This is a genomic window from Muricoccus roseus (assembly GCF_900141905.1).
In the GTDB taxonomy this organism is placed as follows: Bacteria; Pseudomonadota; Alphaproteobacteria; order Acetobacterales; family Acetobacteraceae; genus Roseomonas; species Roseomonas rosea.
On sequence record NZ_FQZF01000021.1, the window covers coordinates 1 to 20,769 of the forward strand.

The 20,769-nt window shown below is 72.6% G+C and carries 19 protein-coding genes; 16 read left to right on the forward strand and 3 right to left on the reverse strand.

All coding sequences use genetic code 11. The features are described 5' to 3' along the window. The 9 genes from BUB97_RS16855 to BUB97_RS16895 all read left to right on the forward strand — a co-directional run. Positions 1-441: methyl-accepting chemotaxis protein (locus tag BUB97_RS16855; protein WP_245818335.1), on the forward strand; the 441-nt coding region annotated here is incomplete at its 5' end. 93 nt (positions 442-534) lie between these two features. Then, positions 535-1,107: a chemotaxis protein CheW gene (locus BUB97_RS16860; protein ID WP_073136856.1), complete on the forward strand. Its 573-nt coding sequence runs from the start codon at positions 535-537 to the stop codon at positions 1,105-1,107. A 44-nt stretch (positions 1,108-1,151) separates the two neighbouring features. Beyond that, positions 1,152-2,675: a CheR family methyltransferase gene (locus tag BUB97_RS16865; RefSeq protein WP_245818336.1), complete on the forward strand. Its 1,524-nt coding sequence runs from the start codon at positions 1,152-1,154 to the stop codon at positions 2,673-2,675. Further along, positions 2,675-3,250, forward strand: coding sequence for a chemotaxis protein CheW (locus BUB97_RS16870; protein WP_086062276.1), 576 nt, complete (start codon positions 2,675-2,677; stop codon positions 3,248-3,250). Before BUB97_RS16865 ends, BUB97_RS16870 begins: the two co-directional genes overlap by 1 nt. A gap of 4 nt (positions 3,251-3,254) precedes the next feature. Then, complete coding sequence (locus BUB97_RS16875; RefSeq protein ID WP_217659695.1) at positions 3,255-4,925, forward strand: methyl-accepting chemotaxis protein; 1,671 nt, start codon at positions 3,255-3,257, stop codon at positions 4,923-4,925. Positions 4,926-4,940: 15 nt separating this feature from the next. Beyond that, positions 4,941-7,205: an ATP-binding response regulator gene (locus BUB97_RS16880; RefSeq protein ID WP_073136862.1), complete on the forward strand. Its 2,265-nt coding sequence runs from the start codon at positions 4,941-4,943 to the stop codon at positions 7,203-7,205. A gap of 8 nt (positions 7,206-7,213) precedes the next feature. Beyond that, positions 7,214-8,275 (forward strand): chemotaxis-specific protein-glutamate methyltransferase CheB, encoded by a 1,062-nt coding sequence (gene cheB, locus BUB97_RS16885; protein WP_073136864.1) that lies wholly within the window; start codon positions 7,214-7,216, stop codon positions 8,273-8,275. A gap of 13 nt (positions 8,276-8,288) precedes the next feature. After that, positions 8,289-10,052: an ATP-binding protein gene (locus BUB97_RS16890; RefSeq protein WP_073136867.1), complete on the forward strand. Its 1,764-nt coding sequence runs from the start codon at positions 8,289-8,291 to the stop codon at positions 10,050-10,052. Further along, complete coding sequence (locus tag BUB97_RS16895; protein ID WP_245818337.1) at positions 10,049-11,974, forward strand: response regulator; 1,926 nt, start codon at positions 10,049-10,051, stop codon at positions 11,972-11,974. The genes BUB97_RS16890 and BUB97_RS16895 overlap by 4 nt, the downstream gene beginning before the upstream one ends. Positions 11,975-12,018: 44 nt before the next feature. Here the strand turns inward: BUB97_RS16895 and BUB97_RS16900 are convergent, their stop codons facing one another. Both BUB97_RS16900 and BUB97_RS16905 read right to left on the reverse strand, forming a co-directional pair. Next, positions 12,019-12,234, reverse strand: a complete 216-nt coding sequence (locus BUB97_RS16900) for a hypothetical protein (protein WP_073136869.1) — start codon at positions 12,232-12,234, stop codon at positions 12,019-12,021. Positions 12,235-12,327: 93 nt separating this feature from the next. Then, positions 12,328-12,702, reverse strand: a complete 375-nt coding sequence (locus BUB97_RS16905) for a glyoxalase superfamily protein (RefSeq protein WP_073136871.1) — start codon at positions 12,700-12,702, stop codon at positions 12,328-12,330. Positions 12,703-12,824: 122 nt separating this feature from the next. Here BUB97_RS16905 and BUB97_RS16910 point away from each other — a divergent pair, with 122 nt between their 5' ends. The 5 genes from BUB97_RS16910 to BUB97_RS16930 all read left to right on the forward strand — a co-directional run bounded on the left by BUB97_RS16910 (position 12,825) and on the right by BUB97_RS16930 (position 17,506). After that, complete coding sequence (locus tag BUB97_RS16910) at positions 12,825-13,943, forward strand: TRAP transporter substrate-binding protein (RefSeq protein ID WP_073136994.1); 1,119 nt, start codon at positions 12,825-12,827, stop codon at positions 13,941-13,943. 11 nt (positions 13,944-13,954) lie between these two features. Further along, the gene (locus BUB97_RS16915; RefSeq protein ID WP_073136873.1) at positions 13,955-14,503 is read left to right on the forward strand and encodes a TRAP transporter small permease subunit; all 549 of its coding nucleotides are present in this window, start codon (positions 13,955-13,957) and stop codon (positions 14,501-14,503) included. Positions 14,504-14,530: 27 nt separating this feature from the next. Further along, positions 14,531-15,940, forward strand: a complete 1,410-nt coding sequence (locus BUB97_RS16920; RefSeq protein WP_073136875.1) for a TRAP transporter large permease — start codon at positions 14,531-14,533, stop codon at positions 15,938-15,940. Positions 15,941-15,944: 4 nt separating this feature from the next. Next, on the forward strand, positions 15,945-16,592 hold the full coding sequence (locus BUB97_RS16925; RefSeq protein ID WP_073136877.1) for a GTPase: 648 nt from the start codon (positions 15,945-15,947) through the stop codon (positions 16,590-16,592). Between the two features lie 461 nt (positions 16,593-17,053). Beyond that, positions 17,054-17,506: a hypothetical protein gene (locus BUB97_RS16930; protein WP_073136879.1), complete on the forward strand. Its 453-nt coding sequence runs from the start codon at positions 17,054-17,056 to the stop codon at positions 17,504-17,506. Positions 17,507-17,512: 6 nt separating this feature from the next. Here the strand turns inward: BUB97_RS16930 and BUB97_RS16935 are convergent, their stop codons facing one another. Beyond that, complete coding sequence (locus BUB97_RS16935; protein ID WP_073136881.1) at positions 17,513-18,241, reverse strand: hypothetical protein; 729 nt, start codon at positions 18,239-18,241, stop codon at positions 17,513-17,515. Between BUB97_RS16935 and BUB97_RS16940 the strand changes: the two genes are divergently transcribed. After that, entirely contained in the window at positions 18,240-19,691 is a 1,452-nt protein-coding gene (locus BUB97_RS16940) for a GTPase (protein WP_139281372.1), read from the forward strand. The two genes, BUB97_RS16935 and BUB97_RS16940, sit on opposite strands and share 2 nt — an antisense overlap. A gap of 63 nt (positions 19,692-19,754) precedes the next feature. Next, on the forward strand, positions 19,755-20,690 hold the full coding sequence (locus BUB97_RS16945) for an NAD(P)-dependent oxidoreductase (protein WP_245818344.1): 936 nt from the start codon (positions 19,755-19,757) through the stop codon (positions 20,688-20,690). Positions 20,691-20,769: the final 79 nt, after the last annotated feature.

Here is a 20,769-nt window from a genome sequence, read left to right on the forward strand (position 1 = left end):
ATCGAGGCGGCGCGGGCCGGGGAGGCGGGGCGTGGCTTTGCCGTGGTGGCGAGCGAGGTGAAGACGCTGGCGGCGCAGACGGCCAAGGCGACCGAGCAGATCGGCGCCCAGATCTCGGCCATGCAGGGCGAGACGGCGCGGGCGGTGCAGGCGATCGGGGGGATCGTGCGCACGATCGAGGAGATGAACAGCATCACTGCCCAGGTGGCGGCTGCCGCCGAGGAGCAGACGGCGGCGACCCGCGAGATCGGGCGGGCCGTCTCCGAGGCGGCCTCGGGCACGCAGGAGGTCTCGCGCCACACGGCGGGCGTGACCGAGGGCGCCGAGCGCACCGGGGCGGCGGCGGACCAGCTCCGCGCCGCCTCCGCCGAGCTCGCCCAGCAATCCGAGCAGCTCCGCGGACGGGTGGACCGCTTCCTCGCCGAGATCCGCGCGGCGTGACAGCCCGGGGCCGCCACGGGGGTGGCGGCCCGGCGCGGCTTGGCCCGCCCGGTGGCCCCGTGTTACCGCCATCGCTCCCTCACGAGGATGCCGATGGCCGCGTTGCCTGCCTCCGAAGCCTGCTTCGAGACGCCCGCCGGAGCCTCTGACGAGGCCACGGCCGGGGCGCTGGTGCTCTTCGCCATGGGCAACGTCGTCTGCGCCCTTCCGCGCGAGGCCGTGCGGGCGCTGCTGCCCCTGCCGCGGCTGGATGCGCCGCCCGGCCTGCCGGCGCCGCTCTCGGGCTTCCTCAATCTCGGCGGCACCGCCGTTCCCGTGCTGGAGCCCGCGCGGTTGCTCGGCCTGGCGCCGGGCGAGCCGCATCCCTACCGCCACCTCATCCTGCTGGAGCGGGATGGGCTGGCCGGGCCGGTGGCCCTGCTGGTGGACCGGGTGGCGGATGTGGTGCCGCCCGGCCTGCCTCTCCGCCCGGCCGAGGAGGGGCTCTCCCTCGGCGACGTCGTCGCCGGAGCGGTGGAGTTCGAGGGGCGGAACCTGCATCTGCTGGATCCCGGCAGGCTCCTCCTCGCGCAGGAAGCGGCCATCCTCGATGCCCTTTCCCGCCAGGCCCAGGAGCGGCTGGCCCGCTGGGAGGGGGCCGGGGAGGCACTGCGGGAGGCCCCGTGAGTGGCCGCTCGAGTGGGCCCGCCGGTGGCCCCGCTGGCGGGTCCGTGAGCGGCCCCGCGCGCGAGGCGTCGCGCGGGCCCATGGCCGACCTGCCCAGCCAGCCTCCACTGGACGACCCGGCCTTCGCGGAGCTGAAGCGCCGCATCATCGCCCGCACCGGCCATGCCTATTACGAGGACAAGGACGCCTCCCTCTGGGAGAGGCTGCGGCGGCGCATCCGGGCCAGCGGCGCGGGCAATGCCGCGGGCTATGCCGCGCTGCTCGCCGATGCGGCGGAGGGCGAGGCGGAATGGGCCGCGCTCGAGGCCGCGATCACCATCGGGGAGACCTTCTTCTTCCGCGATGCCGGGCAGTTCGCGGCGCTGCGCGACACCATCCTGCCCGGGCTCATCGGCCGGCGGGCCGAATCGAGGCGGCTCCGCATCTGGTCCGCCGGCTGCTCCACCGGGGCGGAGCCCTATTCGGTCGCGATCCTGCTGCGCCGCCTGCTCGGGGCCGCGCATCGGGAGTGGAGCATCAGCATCCTCGGCACGGATATCAGCGACGCGGCGCTGGAGGCGGCGCGCGCGGCGCGCTTCAGCCCCTGGGCGCTGCGCGGCATGGACCTGGAGGAGCGCCTGCGGGACTTCCTGCCGGTGGAGGGCAACCAAGCCTGGCAGCTTCGCCCGGAGCACCGGGGCACGGTGCGCTTCGAGCGGCAGAACCTGCTGGGGCTGCTGGACGACAGCCTTCCGCTGAGCATGACCGGCTTCGACCTCATCCTCTGCCGCAACGTGCTCATCTATTTCGACCGGGATACGGTGCCCGCCCTGGTGCGCGCGCTGGGAGAGCGGCTGGTGCCGGATGGCTGGCTCCTGCTCGGCCATGCGGAGCCCGATCCGAGCTTCGGGGCCTTTCTCCGTGCCATCGCGCTGACCGGAACCACGGCTTGGCGGCCGATGGAGCCGGGGGTGGCACCCCCGCCCGCGCTACCATCGCCCGCCGCTTCGCCCTCGCCTTCGCCCGTGCCGCCTGTCGCGGCGCCTCACCTCGCGCCGCCCTCGCCCATCGAGGCGCCGGTGCGGGAGGCCGCGCCTCCGCGCCCCACCCCCGTGCCGGGCCCCCTTGTTTCCCCGGCCGCGCCGATCACGCCCGCCCCGGCGGAGGACCGGCGTGCCCTGGTGGACCGCGCGAGGGCAGAGGCCGATTCGGGCGCGCTGGACGCGGCGCGCGCCACCCTGCGCGCCGGGCTGCGCGCGCACCCGACCGACGCGGCCATGCAGCTTCTGGACGGGCTGGTGGCGCGGGCGCTGGGCGACATGGCGGCGGCCGAGGCGGCCCTTCGCCGCGCCCTCTACCTCGACAGCGGCTTCGTGGCGGCGCACTACCAGCTCGGCCTCCTGCTGCTGGACCGGGGTGCGGCGGAAGCGGGCCGGCGCAGCATGGCCAACGCCGCGCGCCTGGCCCGTGCCCTGCCCGGCGACACGGTGCTGGAGGAGGGGGACGGGATGACCGCGGAGACGCTTCTCGGCCTCGTGCGCCATCATCTCGGCGGCATGCAGGCGCCGCTTGACGGGGGACGTGCCTGATGGCCCTGCGCTTCCTGCCAGACCCGGGCGTCATCGGCGCCATCGGAGAGGACCGCGCGGCGCGGCTTCTCGAGGAGCGCACGCGCCAGCTGGCCCGCCGCGGCACCGCGGCGCCGAATCTGGCCGCGCCGGTGCTGCTGCTCGCGCTGGGGGAGGAGCTCTTCGGCCTGCCGCTGGAAGGCGCGGCCGAGGTGCTGCCCTCCGAGCCTCCCTGCCCCCTGCCCGGCAGCCCGCCCGCCGTGCTCGGGCTGCGGGCCCGTGTCGGGCGGCTGCACGCGGTGCTCGACCTCGCCGCCCTGCTCGGCCTGGGGAGCCAGGCCGGCGCCGGCGAGCATGACGTGCTGCTGCGCCCGCTTGCCGGCGCGCCGGCCGGGCGGCGTCTCGCATTGCGGGTCGGGCGGGTGCTGGCCTCCGCGGCCCCCATGCCCCTGCCGGCGGACCGCGCGCCACCCAGCCCGCCCGGCATCGCCTTCCACGGCCTTCTGCCCGGGGACGACGCGGTGATCGCCGTGCTCGACCTTGACCGCCTCCTGCGGCCCTATGCCGCCCCTCCCTCCCCCAGGTCCGGAGCCTGACCGCGTGTCCATCACCAACCGCGCCCTGCTGGGCTTCGTGACGCTGACGCTGCTGAACATCCTTCTCGGCCTCTGGAGCCTCGACCAGTTCGAGACCGTGCGGAACGCCAGCCGCCTCGTCTCCACCCGCGACATCGGCGTGGCCAAGCAGGTCGCGGCCATTCGGAACGGGCAGAACGAGATGCGCGATGTCCGCTCGCGCATCATGATCACCTATCTCGGCCGCCGCGCGGTCCCGGGCGTGGTGACGGAGGCGGTGCCGGTCGGGGAATGGCAGCGCGCCAGCGAGCGGATGGTCGCCGCGATGAACGAGACCTCCGCCGCGGCGCAGAGCTTCTCGGCGCAGGCTATCGCGCCCGAACGGCGGGAGGCCTGGCAGCGGGTCGTGCTCAGCCTGAACGAGGTCTCCACCTCGCTGAACCGGCACCGGGAGCGGGTGGATGCGAAGCTGCGCTCCATAGCCGCGGATGACGCCGCCGCGGTCATGGCCGCCGAGCCGGGCGTCGCCGCCAGCGCGCGCGATCTGGATACGGCGCTCGACCGGGTGGAGACGGGGATCGACCGGCTTTCCGCCATCGGGCAGCAGCGTGTGGATGAGATTTCCGATGGCTCGCGCACGCTGATCCTCGTGGGCATGGGCATCGCGGTCCTGCTCGCGGTGCTCGTTTCCATCCTGGTCCGCCGGGCCATCGCCAAGCCGCTGGAGGGCCTGATGGACTTCGTCCAGCGGATCGGCCGCGGCGACCTGGCCGGCACCCCGGCGCGCGAGGGCACCGACGAGTTCGGCCGGCTGGGCGCGACGATGAACGCCATGGTCGAGGGGCTGCGCGAGATCGCCCGCCAGAGCCGCGACGCGACGCATCAGCTGGACGCCGCCACCGCCGAGATCCGCGCGAGCACGCAGGAGCAGGCGGCGAGTGTGGAGGAGCAGCTGGCCGCCGTGCAGGAGACGGCCGCCACGGTGGACGAGATCACCCATTCCGGCGCGCAGATCGGCAAGCGCGCGCAGGAGGTGATCGCAGCCGCCCAGGCGACCGTCCGCACCAGCGACAACGGGCTGCGCGCCGTGGAGGAGACGGTGCACGCCATGGACGGCATCCGCGAGCAGGCGGAGCGCGTGGCGGAGAACATCATCGCGCTGAGCGAGAAGACCCAGGCAATCGGCGAGATCACCGCGACGGTCAACGACATCTCCGAGCGCAGTCATCTCCTGGCGCTGAACGCGGCCATCGAGGCGGCGGCGGCGGGCGAGGCGGGGCGCAGCTTCTCGGTGGTCGCGGCCGAGCTGAAGTCCCTGGCGGACCAGGCGAAGGAGGCCACCGCGCAGGTGCGGGCCAATCTCGGCGACATCCAGCGGGGCATCAATTCCTCCGTCATGCTGACGGAGGAGGCGGTGAAGCGCGCGCTGGCCGGGCGCGACCGCACGGCGATGAGCCACGAGACGATCCGCGAGATCACCGCGCGCGTGCAGGAGGCGGTGCAGACCTTCCAGCAGATCGTCGCCAGCACGAATCAGCAGCAGCTCGGCATCGAGCAGGTGATGGGGGCGCTGACCAACATCCGCCAGGCCAGCCAGCAGACCGCCGCCGGGACACGGCAGCTCGACCAGGCGGCGGCGAACATGGCGGGGCTGAGCCAGGGCCTGGTGCGGCTGGCCGACCGGTACCGGCTGTAACAGCGGGCGCGGCGCGTGTCCGACTTCCGCGCGGAGCTGCTGGCCGCCTTCGCGGCCGAGCATCGCGAGCACCTGGCCGCCATCCGCGACGCCCTGGGCGCCGAGGACGGCTCCGGCGCCGTCACGCTTGAGGCCGCGGCGCTGCGCGAGGTGTTCCGCCGCGCGCATTCGCTGAAGGGCGCGGCCCGCGCGGTGGACCTGCCGGGGCTGGAGGCGCTGGCCCATGCGGTCGAGGCGCTGCTGGCGGGGGAGATGGATGTGGCCGGGGGCGGCGCCGCCCATCTTCCGGCGCCCCGCCTGGCCCTGCTGCACCGCGGGCTCGATGCCATCGAGGCACAGGCGGCCGCCATGGCCAGCGGCGAACCGCCGCCGCCGGTGGAGGCCGTCCTGGCGGCCTTGGCCGGGGCACCCGCACCCGAGGCCCCTCGGGAAGCACCTGGGGAAGCGCCCAGTGAGACGCTGGGTGAGGCGCCTCGCGAGGCACAGGATGATCCGGCCGGCTCCGCCGCGCCGCCTGCTCCCGCGGCGCCCTCTGCGCCCCACCCGGCCGCTCCCCTGGCCGAGGGCTATTTGCGCGTGGAGGCGGGGCGGGTCGAGCGCCTTTCCGCCGCCATGTACGGGGTGAAGGCGCTGATCCAGCGGCAGGATTCCACCGCCGCCGGGCTGCGCGGGGTGGAGGCGGAGCTGCGCGCCCTACGCCGGGGCTGGGAAGGACTGCGCGCCATCCTGCCCGCCGATGCCAGCATCGCCCCCCGGCTGCGGGGCTTCGAGGCGGCGCTCGGCGAGGTAACGCGGCGCGTCGCCGGCCTCTCCCGCCAGACGCGGGCCGATGAGGCGGCGCTGGAGCGCGCCGCGGGAAATCTCCGGGAGGAGGTGGAGGCGATCGCCCTGGTGCCGGCTGCCACCGTGCTCGGCCCGCTGGCGGCGGCGGCCCGGGAGATGGCGCGCGAAGCCGGGCGGGAGGTCACCATCCGCACCGAGGGGCTGGAGGCCCAGGCCGAGCGCCGGGTGCTGCAGGCGCTGAAGGACCCGGTTCTGCACCTGCTCCGCAACGCCCTCGGCCATGGCGCCCCGCGGGATGGGCGGCGGGCCGAGATCGGGTTGCGGCTGGCAGCCAATGATGGCGGGCTGACCGTCACAGTCTGGGATAACGGGCCGGGGCCGGATCTCCCGGCGATCGAGGCGCAGGCGGTGCGCCAGGGGCTGGTCGCACCCCGCCCGCCGGGCGGCGCCCCACCGCCACCGGAGCAGCTTCTCGGCCTGGTTTTCGAGCCGGGCTTCTCCACGGCCGAGGCGGTGGATCATCTCTCCGGCCGGGGAATGGGGCTCTCCGTGGTCGCGGAGGCGGCGGTGGCGCTGCATGGGGGCGCGGTGCTGCGGCCCCGCCCGGCCGGCGGCGCCGAGGTGGTGATCGCGCTGCCGCCCTCCACCGGCCGGCGCGCCGTGCTGCTGCTGGAGGCGGGCGGGCAGGTCTTCGGCCTGCCGGGCGGGCACGGGCTGGTTTCGGTCGGCCCCATGCTGCGGCTGGACCGGGCCGCCCTGACCACGGCCGAGGGGCGGCCGGTCGCGCGGCTGAGGCTGGGCGGGGCGGAGGCGCTGGTGCCGGTGGTCTCCCTCGCCGCCCTGCTCGGGCGGTCGGAGGAGACGGTGGAGGGGCATATCCCCGCCGTGCTGCTGGCGCGCGGCGGCGCCAGGCTGGCCCTGGCGGTCTCGGCGCTGTGCGATGCGCGGAGCCTGGTGGTGACGGAGGTGGATGCGCCGGGGGTGGATGCCGCGCTCGTCTCCGGGGCGGCCCTGCTGGAGGGGGATGCGGTGGCGCTGGTGCTGCGCCCCGACGGCATCCTGGACCGCGGCCTGCGCGAGGCGCTGCGCCCGGCCGCCACCGCCCCTCCCCCCGCGCCCGAGCGGCGGCAGCGCCATGTGCTGGTGGTGGACGATTCGATCACGACCCGCACGCTGGAACGCAGCATCCTGGAGGCGGGCGGCTACCGCGTGACCCTCGCCGTGGACGGGGTGGAGGCGCTCAACTCTCTGCGCGAACCCGGCGTGTCGGTTGACCTTGTCCTCGCCGACGTCGAAATGCCCCGCATGGACGGATTCGGCCTTTTGGAGGCGATCAGGGCCGACCCCGCGCTTTCGGGGCTGCCGGTGATTCTGATGACCTCCCGCGACAGCCCGGGCGATGTGCAACGGGGCATGGAATTGGGCGCGAGTGCTTATCTGACCAAGCAGGGCTTCGACCAGCAGGCCCTGCTGGCCGCCATCGGCCAGCTGATCTGAGATCTGCCTTGAGCAAGCCGGTTCGCGTGATGATCGTCGAGGATAGTGCCGTGGTGCGGCAGCTGCTGGCGCATATCGTCTCGCGCGATCCGCGGCTGCAGCTGGCGGCCGCCGTCGCCTCGGCCGAGGAGGCGCTGGCGGAGCTGGAGCGGGTGCGGCCCGACGTCATCTCCATGGATATCCGCCTGCCCGGGATGGACGGGCTGGAGGCGACGCGCCGGATCATGGCCGAGCGCCCGACCCCGATCGTGGTGATCGCCGATGCGGTGGAGGAGCGTGGACTCCGCATTTCCATGAACGCGCTCCGGGCCGGGGCGCTGACGGTGGTGGAGAAGCCGCTCGGCCCCGCGCGGGAAGGGTGGGAGCGGGTGGCGGAGGCGATCTGCACCCAACTCTACATCATGAGCCAGGTGCCGGTGATCCGGCGGCGCCCTTCCAGCCTGGCGCCGGCGGCGGTGCAGCGCCCGGCCCGACCGGTTCCGCCGATCCTGCCCTCCCGCCCGGCCCTGGTGGGCATCGCGGCCTCCACCGGCGGCCCCCCGGCCCTGGCGCGCGTGCTCGGCGCCCTTCCCCAGGATTTCACGGCGCCGGTGCTGCTGGTGCAGCACATGGGCGCGCCCTTCATGGAGGGTTTCGCCGCCTGGCTGGACGGGCTGGTGGCGCCCCCCGTGCGGATCGCGAGGGACCGCGAGGTGCCGCGCCCCGGCCATGTCTATGTCGCGCCGGGCGACCGGCATCTCGGCATCACCGCCGGCGGGCTGCTGCAGGTGAGCGAGGCGCCGCCGGTGGGCGGGCAGCGGCCGGCGGCGGATGTGCTGTTCCAGTCCATGGCCCGTCACCTCGGGCCGCGGGGCTTGGGCATTCTGCTCACCGGCATGGGGGAGGATGGCGCACGGGGCCTGACAGCCCTGCATGCCGCGGGCGGCTTCACCCTCGCCGAAGACGAAACGACGGCCGTGGTGTATGGCATGCCGGCCGCGGCGGCACGCATGGGCGGGGTCTCGGCGCTGCTGCCTCTGGACCTCATCGGGCCGCGCCTGCTGAAGGCCGTGGGGACGGACGCATCGTGAGCGGGGATGCATCGTGAGCGCCGGGGCCGCCTGGCGGCAGGCGACGGGGGAAGCCCCGCGCATCTTGCTGGTCGAGGATTCGGAGACCCAGGCGCTTCAGCTCCGCCGGATGCTGGAGAGCGAGGGCTTCGCCGTCACCCGCGCGGCCTCGGCGGAAGCGGCGCTGGATGGGCTGAACGGCCCGCTGCCGGACCTCGTGATCGCGGATTACCACCTGCCCGGCATGAATGGCGACGAGCTGGTGCGTCGCATCCGGCTGAATGTCCGCGCCCGCGCGCTGCCCGTGCTGATGCTGACCGATGCCGAGGGCGGCGCGCATGGCGGCGATCTGGAGCGCCAGGGGCTGGAGAGCGGGGCCGATGCCTATGCCCCCAAATCCGCAGGGCGGGAGCTGATCCTGCTGCGGCTGCGCGCCCTGCTCCGGCGGAGCGCGAGCGACCGCGAGGGCATGCCCGATTCGCCCGGCGCCGGCTTCCGCCGCGCCCGGCTTCTCCTGGTAGATGACAGCCCGACGCACCGGCTCTGGCTCTCCACCCTGCTGGCGGGGGATGGAGACAGCGTGGTGGCCGTGGGCAGCGCCGAGGCCGAGGCCGCCGCCACGCGGCCCGCAGCGGCGGAGGAGTCCTGGGACGGGGTTCTGGTGAACCTCGCGGGGCTTGGGCCGGAGGGGCTTTCGCTGTGCCGCCGGCTGGACATGCTGCGCTCCCGCGCGACGGGCGAGCGAGCGGATTTCCGGATCGTCGCGCTGGACGGAAGCCGCAGCACCCCGACCGCCGCCTTCGAGGCCGGGGCCGACGACGTGCTGCCGGCCGAGGCGGGTGCCGAGGCCATCCGCCTGCGCGTCCGCGCCCTGGTGCGCCGCAAGCTGCTGCGGGAGGAGAACCGCCGCATCGAGGGTGCGCTGCGCGACCGGTTGCGGGAGGTGGAGCGCGCCCGGGCGGAAGCGGCCTCCGCCGAGGCGCGGGCGGCGCTGGCCGGTGCGCTGGAGCGGGCCAACACCGAGCTGGAATCGACCAACAAGGCGCTGCGCGACACGCAGGGCAAGCTCGTGCAGGCCGCGAAGATGGCCTCGCTGGGCGAGCTGGTGGCCGGCATCGCGCATGAGATCAACAACCCGCTCGCCTTCATCCTGGCGCATCAGGGCACGGTATCGCGGCTGCTCGCGCAGGTCGCGCCGCGCGTGACGGGGGATGCGGAGGCCGCGCGCGCGGTGGAGAAGGCCATGGCCCGGGCCGAATCGATGACGCTCGGTCTGCGGCGCATCCAGGACCTCGTGCAGAACCTGCGGAAGTTCTCCCGGCTGGAGGAGGGCGGCGCGCAGGAGGTGGACGTGCCGGAAGCGATCGGCACGGTGCTCGTGCTGTTGACGCACAAGCTGTCCGACCGGATCGTGGTGGAGCGGGAGCTCGCGGCGCCACGGATCCTGCGCTGCTCCCCGGCCCTGCTGAACCAGGTGGTGATGAACATCATCGGCAACGCGGCGGATGCGATCGAGGGGGCCGGTCGGATTCGGGTCGCCACGCGCGCCGAGGGGCCGGATTACCTCATCGAGGTCTGGGATAGCGGCCCGGGCGTGCCGGAACCCATTCGCGCCCGGATCTTCGAACCCTTCTTCACCACCAAGCCCGTCGGCTCCGGCACCGGCCTCGGCCTGTCCATTGCCTATGCGGTCGTGGAGGCGCATCACGGCAGCATTGCGGTGGATGATGCGCGCTGGGAGGACGGAGGTGGCGGAGCCCGCTTCACCATCCGCGTGCCGATGGAGGCCGCGGCGTGAACGGGAATGCAGCACGAGGCGCCGGCAAGCGGCTGGCCGAGCCCCACAGGACACCGGCCCCGGCAGCGGGGCCGGAGCGGGCGACCATCCTCCTCGTCGATGACGAGGCGGAGATCCTCACCGCGCTGACGGACCTGCTCGAGGACGGGTTCGACGTCGTCTCCACCACCCGGCCGGAGGAGGCGCTGAGGATGCTGGCGGGCGGGCTGTCACCCGCCGTCATCCTCTCGGACCAGCGGATGCCTGGGCTGACGGGCGATGCCTTCCTCGAGCGTGCGCGGGCCTATTCGGACGCCGAGGCGCTGCTGCTGACCGGCTATGCAGAGCTGGACGCGGTGGTGGGCGCGGTGAATCGCGGCCGCATCGCCGGCTACGCATCCAAGCCCTGGGAGCCGGCGGCGCTGCTGGCCATGGTCACCGCCGCGCGGGACCGGCACGGGCTGCGGCGGGCGCTGGAGACCGAGCGCGCGCTGCTGCGCGGGCTGCTGGACAACCTGCCGGACGAGCTCTCCTTCAAGGATGCCGAGGGCCGTTTCCTCCGGCTGAACGCCGCCAAGGCGGCCACGCTCGGCGCCCCACTCCAGGCCTGCCTCGGCCGGCGCGAGGCGGAGTTCCTGGATGCCGCCGCCGCCGCGCGCCTGGCCCGGGCCGAGCGCGCGGCGCTGGTCGAGGGCGCCGTGTCGGAGTTGGAGGAGCGGCATGGCCCGGAAGGCATGCCGCACTGGATGCAGGTGAGCCGCGTTTCGCTGGGCGGCGGCGTGCTGGTGACCATCGCGCGCGACGTGACCGAGGCGCGGCAGATGGAGTCGCGGCTGCGCCAGGCCGACAAGATGCAGGCGCTCGGCACCATGGCCGGGGGCGTGGCGCATGACTTCAACAACCTGCTCACCGCCATCCTCGGCAGCCTTCAGCTCGCCGAGCGGCGGGTGGGGGAGGAGGAGGCGGGGCTGCGGCGGCTGCTGCGCAACGCCACCATGGCGGCGGAGCGCGGCTCGGCGCTGACGCGGCGGCTTCTGGCCTTCTCCCGCCAGAACGAGCTGGCGCTGCGGGCCGTCTCGGTGAACCGCCTCATCCTCGGCATGGGGGACCTGCTGGCGCGCACGCTGGGCGGCACGGTGGTGGTGCGGCGGGAGCTGGCGGCCCATCCGGGCACGGCGATGGTGGATCCCGGGCAGCTGGAACTCGCGCTTCTCAATCTCTGCATCAATGCGCGCGATGCGATGCCGGGCGGCGGGACCATCACCCTCTCCACCGCCAATGCGGCGCTCGGGCCGGAGGAGGTGCCGGAACTGGCGGCGGGGTCCTATGTGCGGGTTTCCGTGGCCGATACGGGCACGGGCATGCCGCCCGAGGTGCTGGCGCGGGTCTTCGAGCCCTTCTTCACGACCAAGGAGGTGGGCAAGGGCACGGGGCTCGGCCTGTCCATGGTCTATGGGCTCGTTCGGCAATCCGGCGGCGGCATGACGATCGACAGCGCGCCGGGCGAGGGCACGCGCGTCACGCTCTATCTGCCCGCGGGCGAGGCCGAGGTGGCGCGGGAGGGAGGCGAGGCGCAGGATGCGCCGATGGCGCAGGACCCTGTCCGCGTGCTGGTGGTGGATGACGACGCCACCGTGCGGGAGGTGACGGCGGGCTTCCTCTCAGAGCTTGGGCACGAGACGGTGGAGGCCGAGGACGGCCAGTCCGCGCTGCACGTGCTTGAGAACGACCCCTCTGTGCGGCTGATGGTCGCGGATTTCGCCATGCCGCGCATGACGGGCGCCGAATTGTCAGAGCGGGCACGGGCGATGCGGCCGGACCTGCCGATCCTGCTGGTCACCGGCTATGCCGAGCTGGCGGCCCTGGCGGCCAATATTCCGGTGCTGCACAAGCCATACCGCCAGGCGGAGCTGGCCGAGCAGGTGGCGGCGCTGCTGGGCTGAGCGGGGGGAACGGCCCCGCAGCGCACCGGCGTTTCAGCAGCGGGTCAGGAGCTGGGCAGCGCCTCGGCATGGCTGGCGGCCGCGGCGCCGGCGAGGGCCGCGATTTCCCGCAGGGCGGCGAGGGTCAGCGGCACCTGGGTCAGTGCGCCATCAGCCCCGTGCAGATGCAGCGCCACCCCGGCCGGACCCTCCATCAGGGCGGCGGAATGGATGGGACACAGCATGCGCGGCTGGGCGGAGGGGCTGTTCGTCGGGGTCATGTCGATCCGGTCTCGTCTTGAGGGGGCACCGGTTCTTCCGGCGGACCCAGCATTCCGGATCGGTGATGAACGAAGGATGAACCGCCCGGCCGTTCAGCCGGGCTGGCTGAAGGTGATGCGGTTTCCCGCGGGATCCGTGACCGAGAGGGTTCGGGCACCCCAGGGCGCGTCCTCCAGCCCCGGGCGGGCGAAGCTGTATTCCTTGGCCATCAGCCCGGCATGGAAGGCCTCGATGCCGCGGATGTGGAACAGGAGGGCGGAGCCCGGCGTGGCGTCGCCATGATGCTGGGAAAGGTGCAGCGCGACCCCGCCGAGCGAGACCTGGGCGTAGAGCGGGAGGTCCGGGGCGAATCGGTGCTCCCAGTCCCAGGAGAAGCCGAGGAAGTCGAGATAGAAGCCCCGCGTCGCCGGGATGTCGAACATCCGGAGGATCGGGATGGCTGGGCCGAAGTGACAGGATAGCTGCATGAACGCAGCGTAACATCCACAAGGCTTCCACGCGCCATATCCCCGCTAGGCAGCGGCGGCCCGGAGAGTTAATGGCGAGTGGAACGCCCGCGCCGATGGGCGCCTTGGGAGCCGAACATCCGATGAACCGACGTCGCTTCGTCGCGGGGGCGCCTCTGGCCGCTGCCGCCGCCACCACGCTTGCCGCGCCCGCCCTCGCCCAGTCCGCCCCGGAGCTGCGCTGGCGCTGCGCCTCCTCCTTCCCGAAGAGCCTCGACACCATCTATGGCGCCGGCGAGCATGTGGCCAAGCGCGTCGCCGCCTTGACCGACGGCAAGTTCCAGATCCGCGTCTTCGCGGCCGGCGAGATCGTGCCGGCCTTCGGTACGGTGGATGCGGTCCAGCAGGGCACGATCGAGTGCTCCCACACGGCCTCCTACTACTTCACCGGCAAGGACCCCACCTTTGCCTTCGACGGCACCGTTCCCTTCGGCATGAACTTCCGCCAGCTCAACGCCTGGCTGAACGCCGGCGGCGGGCATGAGGTGATGCGGGACTTCTTCGAGAGCTACAACATCGTCTCCCTGCAGGCCGGCAACACGGGTGCCCAGATGGGTGGCTGGTTCCGCAAGGAGATCCGGACGGTCCAGGACCTGCAGGGCCTGAAGTTCCGCATCGGCGGCTTCGCCGGCAACGTCATCCAGAAGCTCGGCGCCGTGCCGCAGCAGATCGCGGGCGGGGACATCTACCCCGCGCTGGAGCGCGGCACGATCGACGCCGCCGAGTGGATCGGCCCCTATGACGATGAGAAGCTCGGCTTCAACCGCGTCGCGCCCTATTACTACTATCCCGGTTGGTGGGAGGGCGGGCTGAACCTCTCGCTCCACATCAACAAGGCCAAGTTCGACGAGCTCCCCCAGCTCTACAAGGACGCGCTGACCAGCGCCTGCCGGGATGCGACGATCGAGACGATCGCCAAGTACGACGCCCAGAACCCGCCGGCCCTGCGGCGGCTGGTGGCGGCCGGCACCCAGCTCCGCGCCTTCCCGCGCGAGGTGATGCAGGCCTGTTACCGCGCGACCTTCGAGCTGTATGACGAGACGGCGGCGGCCAATCCGCGGTTCAAGAAGGTCTACGACCACTTCAAGGCCTTCCGCGACACCCAGCTCCAGTGGTTCCGGGTGGCCGAGAATTCCTATGACAGCTTCGTCTACCTGATGCAGGCGCAGGAGCAGCAGCAGGCTGCCCAGCCCCGGCGCTGAACGGAGAATCCATGAGGCCGCTTCTTGCCCTGAGCCGTTTGATCGACGGCATCAACACCGTCTTCGGAAAGGCCGCGGAGTGGATGGTGCTCGCGGCTTGCGTCATCAGCGCGGGCAACGCGGTGTCGCGCTATGCGGCCTCATGGTCCTCCAACGCCTGGCTGGAGGTGCAGTGGTATCTCTTCGCCGGGGTGGTCATGCTCGGCGCGGCCTATACGCTCAACCGCAACGGCCATGTGCGTGTGGACCTGGTCTACGGCAACCTGTCCGACCGGAAGAAGCTGTGGGTGGACGTTCTGGGGATCCTGTTCTTCCTCTTCCCCGCCATGATCCTGCTGGTCTGGATGACCTGGCCCTTCTTCATGGACAGCTTCGTGCGCAACGAGGCCAGCCAGAATGCGGGCGGCCTGATCCGCTGGCCCGTGAAGCTCGTACTGCCGCTGGGCTTCCTCCTGATCTCGCTCCAGGGCTTTTCGGAGCTGATCAAGCGCATCGCCCTGCTGCGCGGCGTCGGGACCGATGCCGAGGTCGTGCTCACCTATGAAAAGCCGGTCCAGTAGCGGCCCTCCAGGACGGATACGCGCAGAATGAACGTCGAATACATGCCGCCGCTGATGTTCGCGGGGCTGGTGGTCTTCCTGCTGATCGGCTTCCCCGTGGCCTTCAGCCTCGCCGCGGTGGGGCTGTTCTTCGGCTTCATTTCGATCGAGCTCGGCTATTTCACGATGGCCTTCCTCTCGAACCTGCCGCTGCGCGTCTTCGGCGTGCTCTCGAACGACCTGCTGCTGGCCATCCCCTTCTTTACCCTGATGGGCGCCATCCTGGAGCGTTGCGGGCTGGCGGAGGACCTGCTGGAGGGCACCGGGCAGCTCTTCGGCAAGATGCCGGGCGGCCTGGCCATCGCGGTGGTGCTGGTGGGCGCGGTGCTCGGCGCCATCACCGGCACGGTGGCGGCCTCCGTCATCGCCATGGGCATGATCTCGCTGCCGATCATGCTGAAATACGGCTACGACCAGAGGATCGCGACGGGCGTGATCGCGGCCTCCGGCACGATCGCGCAGCTCATCCCGCCCTCCCTCGTGCTCATCATCCTCGGCGACCAGCTCGGCCGCTCGGTGGGCGACATGTATGCGGGCGCGATCGGGCCCTCCATCCTGCAGGTCTCGATCTTCGTGCTGTTCATCCTGGGCGTGGCGATCTTCGCGCCGCACAAGGTGCCGCCGCTGCCGCCCGAGGCACGGACGGAGCGCGGCTGGACCCTCTACTGGAAAGTGCTGCGCGGCATGGTGCCGTCGGCGGTGCTGATGTTCCTGGTGCTGGGCACGATCTTCCTCGGCCTCGCCACGCCGACCGAGGCGGGCGCCATGGGCGCCGTGGGCGCGATCCTGCTGGCCATCATCAACAGGCGCTTCACCTACGCCCTGCTGCGCGAGGCCATGGCGAACACCGCGCGCATCACGGCGATGGTGGTCTTCCTGCTCCTGGGCGCGACGGTCTTCTCCCTGGTGTTCCAGGGCGTGGATGGCGGCATCTGGATCGAGCACCTGCTGACCCAGCTTCCGGGCGGGCAGACGGGCTTCCTGATCTTCGTGAACGTCTTCGTCTTCCTCCTCGCCTTCTTCCTCGACTTCTTCGAGATCGCGTTCATCGTCGTGCCGCTGCTGGCGCCGGTGGCTCAGAAGCTTGGCATCGACACGGTGTGGTTCGGCGTCCTGCTCTGCGTGAACCTGCAGACCAGCTTCATGCACCCGCCCTTTGGCTTCGCGCTGTTCTACCTGCGCAGCGTCGCCCCGCCGGAGGTGCGGACGAGCCAGATCTACTGGGGCGCCATCCCCTGGGTGCTGCTGCAGCTGATCATCGTGGCCGTCGTGATCTTCTGGCCGGAAAGCGTGACCTACTGGTTGGACAAGGGCACGGGCGTGGACCCGAACAGCGTGCGCATCGAGGTGCCGATGCCCGATATGGGCGAGGAGGCACCGCCCATCACTTTCAACTAAGAGGATGGGCATCCTGAGCCGGGCCTGGGGGGTGCTTCGCGGCGCCATCCCGGGCCTTTTCCGTTCCGGGGTGGCGGCGCCGGACTGGGCGGCGCGACGGGCCCGCATCCTGCTGCTGGGCCCGACCGGCGCGGGGAAGAGCGCGCTGGTGAACGCCATCCTGGGCGAGGACACGGCCGAATCCGGCTCCGGCGCGCCGGTGACCGCCGGAGCCCGCTGGCACGGGCGAGGCTCGGCCCTGCCCGTGGCCCTCTGCGACACCCGTGGGCTGGAGACAGGGGAGAGCGCGGCACAGGTGGCGCGGCTGGAGGCGCTCCTCGCATCGCTCGGCCCCTCCCGGCGGCCGCATCTCGCCTGGCTGGTGATGAATGCCGAAACCGGACGGGCCTTCGGCGGGCCCGGAACCCTCGGCGCCCTGGCGGAGGCACTGCGTCAGGCGGGCATCCCGTGCGTGGTCGTCCTCACCCATGCTGAGCCGGGGCCGGATGCTCACGCCGCGCTCCGGGCGCGGATCGCGAACACCATGGGGGACGCGCCGGTCGTGGCGGTGAACACCCGCCCACTCCGCGGCGCGGACGGCACCGTGCTGCTGCCCGCCCATGGGCTGGAACAGCTGTGGGAAGCCTCCCAGCCCTTTCTTCCCGCCCGTTGATCTGCCGGGGCCTGCTTTTGGGCCGGGCGGGGGTTCTGGGCTGTCGGTCTGTCCCGGGGAGAGGAAGAAGGAATTCTTCCTCTCCCCGGCCCCCTCACCTTCTTCTTTTTCTTCGAGTTTAGAGTCACTCGGCTGGCGGTGCGCCGCGGGTCATAGACCCGAGGCGACTGCCAACGCAGGAAGAGCGCCTGTAGCCAGAGACCCCTTCAATTATCGTATCCACGGCAGTCAGACGGGGTTCCAAGGGCCTCAGGCCCTTGGTGGGTGCGGGCAGAGCCCGCATCACGAATTCCCAACGCCGGATATCGTCATTTGCAATCAATTCGCATTTGCGTTGGAAATCCGCCCGTCCGAGGGACAGCGCGTGCCTGATGCCCAGCCGCGCCTCACCGGGGAGGTTTTCCATGTCCAGGGGTGTTTGCGACGGGCGTCACCCGCCCGTTCCCGGCGAGAGGCCCACGATGGATCTCGACGCTGAGGAGCTCTTCGTCATTGCCGCGCTCCGCGCCTGGGTCGCGCCGCTGCAGGCTCCGGGCGCGCCCCATCCGGATTGGCGGGAGATCATGCGCCTTGCCATCGCGCCGGCGGCGGCCGCCACCGCCTTCGACATGCTCATGACCATCATCGCCCATGGCGCCCGCCGTTCGCTGGACGTGCGCTCCCCGCCCTGCCCATCCCTGGGGGAGGCCGAAGTGGGCCTGCTCGCGCTCGTCGCGGCCTTGCAGGCCGGGGGGACGGCCGCCGCGACCGAGGTGCTGCGGGACTGGCTGTGGGACGAGGCCGTGCCCGGTGCCCTGCGCGCGGCCGAGCACTTCGCGGCGCTCACCGCCGAGGCGGGGCTCCAGCTTCCCTCGCCGGACCTCGTGGCCGGTGCCGGCCGCCGGGGCCATGCGCCGCGCCCGACCCTTCATTGAGATGCCCTAGGGCAGCGTCAGCCCGGGCAGCCCGCCGCGGAAGGGAAGCAGCAGCAGCTCGTACCAGGCCATATGGGCCACGCCGTAGAGGCCGGCCTTCCACATGAGGGCGGAGCGGAAGCCGAACATCACCACCAGCATGGGCAGCAGGCCGAGGGCGGCGGTCCAGAGGATCTCCCGCCGCACCGGCCGGCCCAGCGCGTCGGCCAGGGCCAGGGCCACGCGGTCCCGGTCGTCCTGGTAGACCACACGTGCCACGCGCAGGCCCATACGGGGCAGGAAGGCGGCGCTGCGGGCGATCTCCTCCATCTTCGCTTCCAGCGTCGTGATGGCGTAGCGCGCCAGGACGAAGAGGGCGAAGCGGAAGACCGGCGCGCCGCGCAGCAGCACCAGCGCCCGCAGCAGCGGCCAGGCGGAGACGAGCCCCTGGGCGAAATGCACGAGGTACCAGAGCAGCACCGCCCCCGCCGCCGCCAGCGCCCAGGTGATGCTGGGCAGGTAGGGGGCGATGAAGGCCAGGGCGAAGAAGATGGCGGTGACGCAGATCGCGACCAGCGCCTCCTCCGCGATGTAGCGGAACATGGCGTTGCCGATGAAGGCCTCCACCGCCGGCTCCAGCTCGGCCGCCAGCTCCGCCTCGCTCCCCGCCAGCAGGGCGGCGATGAGGGAGGCGCTGTCCCCCTCGGATGACGGTGCGGAGAGGCGGGGGGCCTCGGGTTGGATGGGGGCGGCCATGCTGGCAGAGTCGTCCCCGATGTTCACCAAGTCGGTCAAGCCTGACCCGATCGAGATGGCCCTCGACCACGCCCGCCGGGCCGTGGCCGGGGGGGATCCCCTGCCGCTTCTCCTGCTCTGCACCCGGACGGAGCGGGCCGAGATCGCGGCTGCCGCCAACCTGGCCGAGACCGAGCCGCTGCCGCTTGCCCGCGCCTTGCGCCCCCTGCTGGTGGAGGGGGCGGATGTGCCCCCTGCCCTGCCGGCGCTGCTGACCGCCCTGCGAGTGCGCAAGCTCTCCGCGCTGGGGGACACCTCCCCCGTCGCGCGTGGCTTCACCCGGCCGGCGCCCCGGCGGGGAAGCTGGCTGGGCCGCCTTCTCGGGCGCGGCACCACCCTGCTGGACGACGCTGTTGGCATCGTGCCGGGGGTGGAGGAGCGGCTGGCCGGGATGCAGCGCTGCAACGTGCTGCTGGCCGGGCGCTCCGGCGCGGGCAAGAGCACGCTGGTCAATGCCGTGTTCGGGCGGGTGGTGGCGGCCACGGGCGAGGGCGCGCCGGTCTCCAGCGCGGCGGTCTGGTACCGCCACCCCTGCGCGCCCCTCAACCTGGCCGACACGCGCGGGCTGGAGCCAGGTGCCTATCGCGAAACGCGGGAGGGGGTGGAGGCTGAGCTGGCGCGGCTCGCCAGCCTGCCGGAGGAGGAGCGGCTCCATCTCGCCTGGCTCTGCATCGATGCGGCGGGGGAGCGGGTGGAGCCGGCGGACCAGGAGCTGGCGGCGCTGCTGGCCCGCTCCGGCGTGCCGGTGATCGTGGTGCTGACCAAGGCCTGGGGCGAGGACCGGCTCTCCGAAGCCGTGCGCGCGCTGATCCCGGAGGCCCGTGCGGTGCTGCGCGTGGTGGCCGCCCCTCGCCTGTTCCCCAACGGGGCCCGGGTGGAGGCGCAGGGGCTGGAGGCGCTGGTGGAGGCGACGGTGGAGGCCCTGCCGGAGGGGCGGCGCGCGGCAGCCGCCGCGGCCAACCTCGTCTCCCTGGCGCCGAAGATCGCGGAGGCCGAGGCCGCGGTGGCCGCCCATGCGAGGGTGGCCGCCGCCCTGGCCGCCACCCCCATCCCCTTCGCCGATGCCGCGCTGATCTTCGGCGTGCAGGCCAAGATGATCGTGGACGTGACCGTGCGGATGGGGACGCCGGCCGAAGAGATGCCGCTGAAGGCCGTGGCCGCCGCGCTGCTCGGCCCGGCCGCGGCCGGGGTGGGCGGGCGGGTCGCGGCGCGCGCGCTGGGCACGCTGCTGAAGTTCATCCCCGGCGTGGGCAGCATCGCCGGCGGGGCGGTGAACGCGGCCGTGGCCTATGGGCTGACCACCGCGCTCGGCCAGGCCTATCTGGCCTTCCTGCGGGACCGCTGGGCCGTGCTGCGCGAACCTCCGAGCCTGCAGGAGGTGGTGGCCTTCCTCGGGCGCTTCCGGGGGTAGCGCGGGCGGTTGGCTGGGCTCATGCTGCGCCGCAGCAACCGCAGGAGCCAGCCCTTGAAGCCCGTGATCCTGATGGCCCCACGCCTGCCCCAGCGCCTCGTCTCGAGGCTGGAGGAGCGCTATGCCCTGCTGGGCCCGCTGGAGCGTTCCGCTGCCGACGCGCTGCCGCCGGGCGCCGAGGGCGCGCGGGCGCTGATCACGATCGGCAGCTACGCCACGGACGCCGCGCTGATCGGGGCCATGCGGTCGCTTGGCCTCGTCCTCTGCTACGGCACGGGATTCGAGGGGGTGGATCTCGGCGCCGCCCGCGCGCGCGACATCGCGGTGACGAACGCAGGCACCGCGAATGCCGAGGCGGTGGCGGAATTCGCCATGGGGCTGGTGCTGGCCAGCACCCGGAAGGTGGCGGAGGGCGACCGCTTCATCCGGGAGGGGCGATGGGGCGGCAACGCGATCGAGCGACTGCCGCTGGTGCCCGGGCTGATGGGCCGCCGCATGGGCATCTACGGCCTGGGCGCCATCGGCCAGCGTATCGCGACGCGCGCGGCCGCCTTCGGGATGGAAATTGGCTACCACAACCGCCGCATGGCCGAGGGCGTGCCCCATGCCTATCACGCCACGCTGGAATCGCTCGCGCGCTGGTCGGATGTGCTCGTCGTCGCGGTACGCGCGGCGGCGGAGAACCGCCATGCGGTGAATGCCGAGATCCTCGCGGCCCTGGGCCCACAGGGCCATGTGGTGAACATCTCGCGCGGGAGCGTCGTGGATACAGGGGCGCTGTGCGACGCGCTGGAGCGCAAGGGAATCGCCGGCGCGGCGCTCGACGTGTTCGAGAACGAACCCGAGGTGCCGGAACGCCTGCGCGCGATCGGCACCGCGGTGCTGACGCCGCATATCGCGGCCTATTCGGAATCCGCGCAATTCGCGCAGCAGCAGCTCGTGCTGGACAATCTGGAGGCCTTCTTCGCCGGGCGTCCCCTATCCAGCACCGTGGTCTAGGAACCCTCCCCGCCGCCCATCTGTTGCAGGGCAGGAATGTGATGCGGTCTGCCGCGACGGGTGAACACTTGCGCTTCGG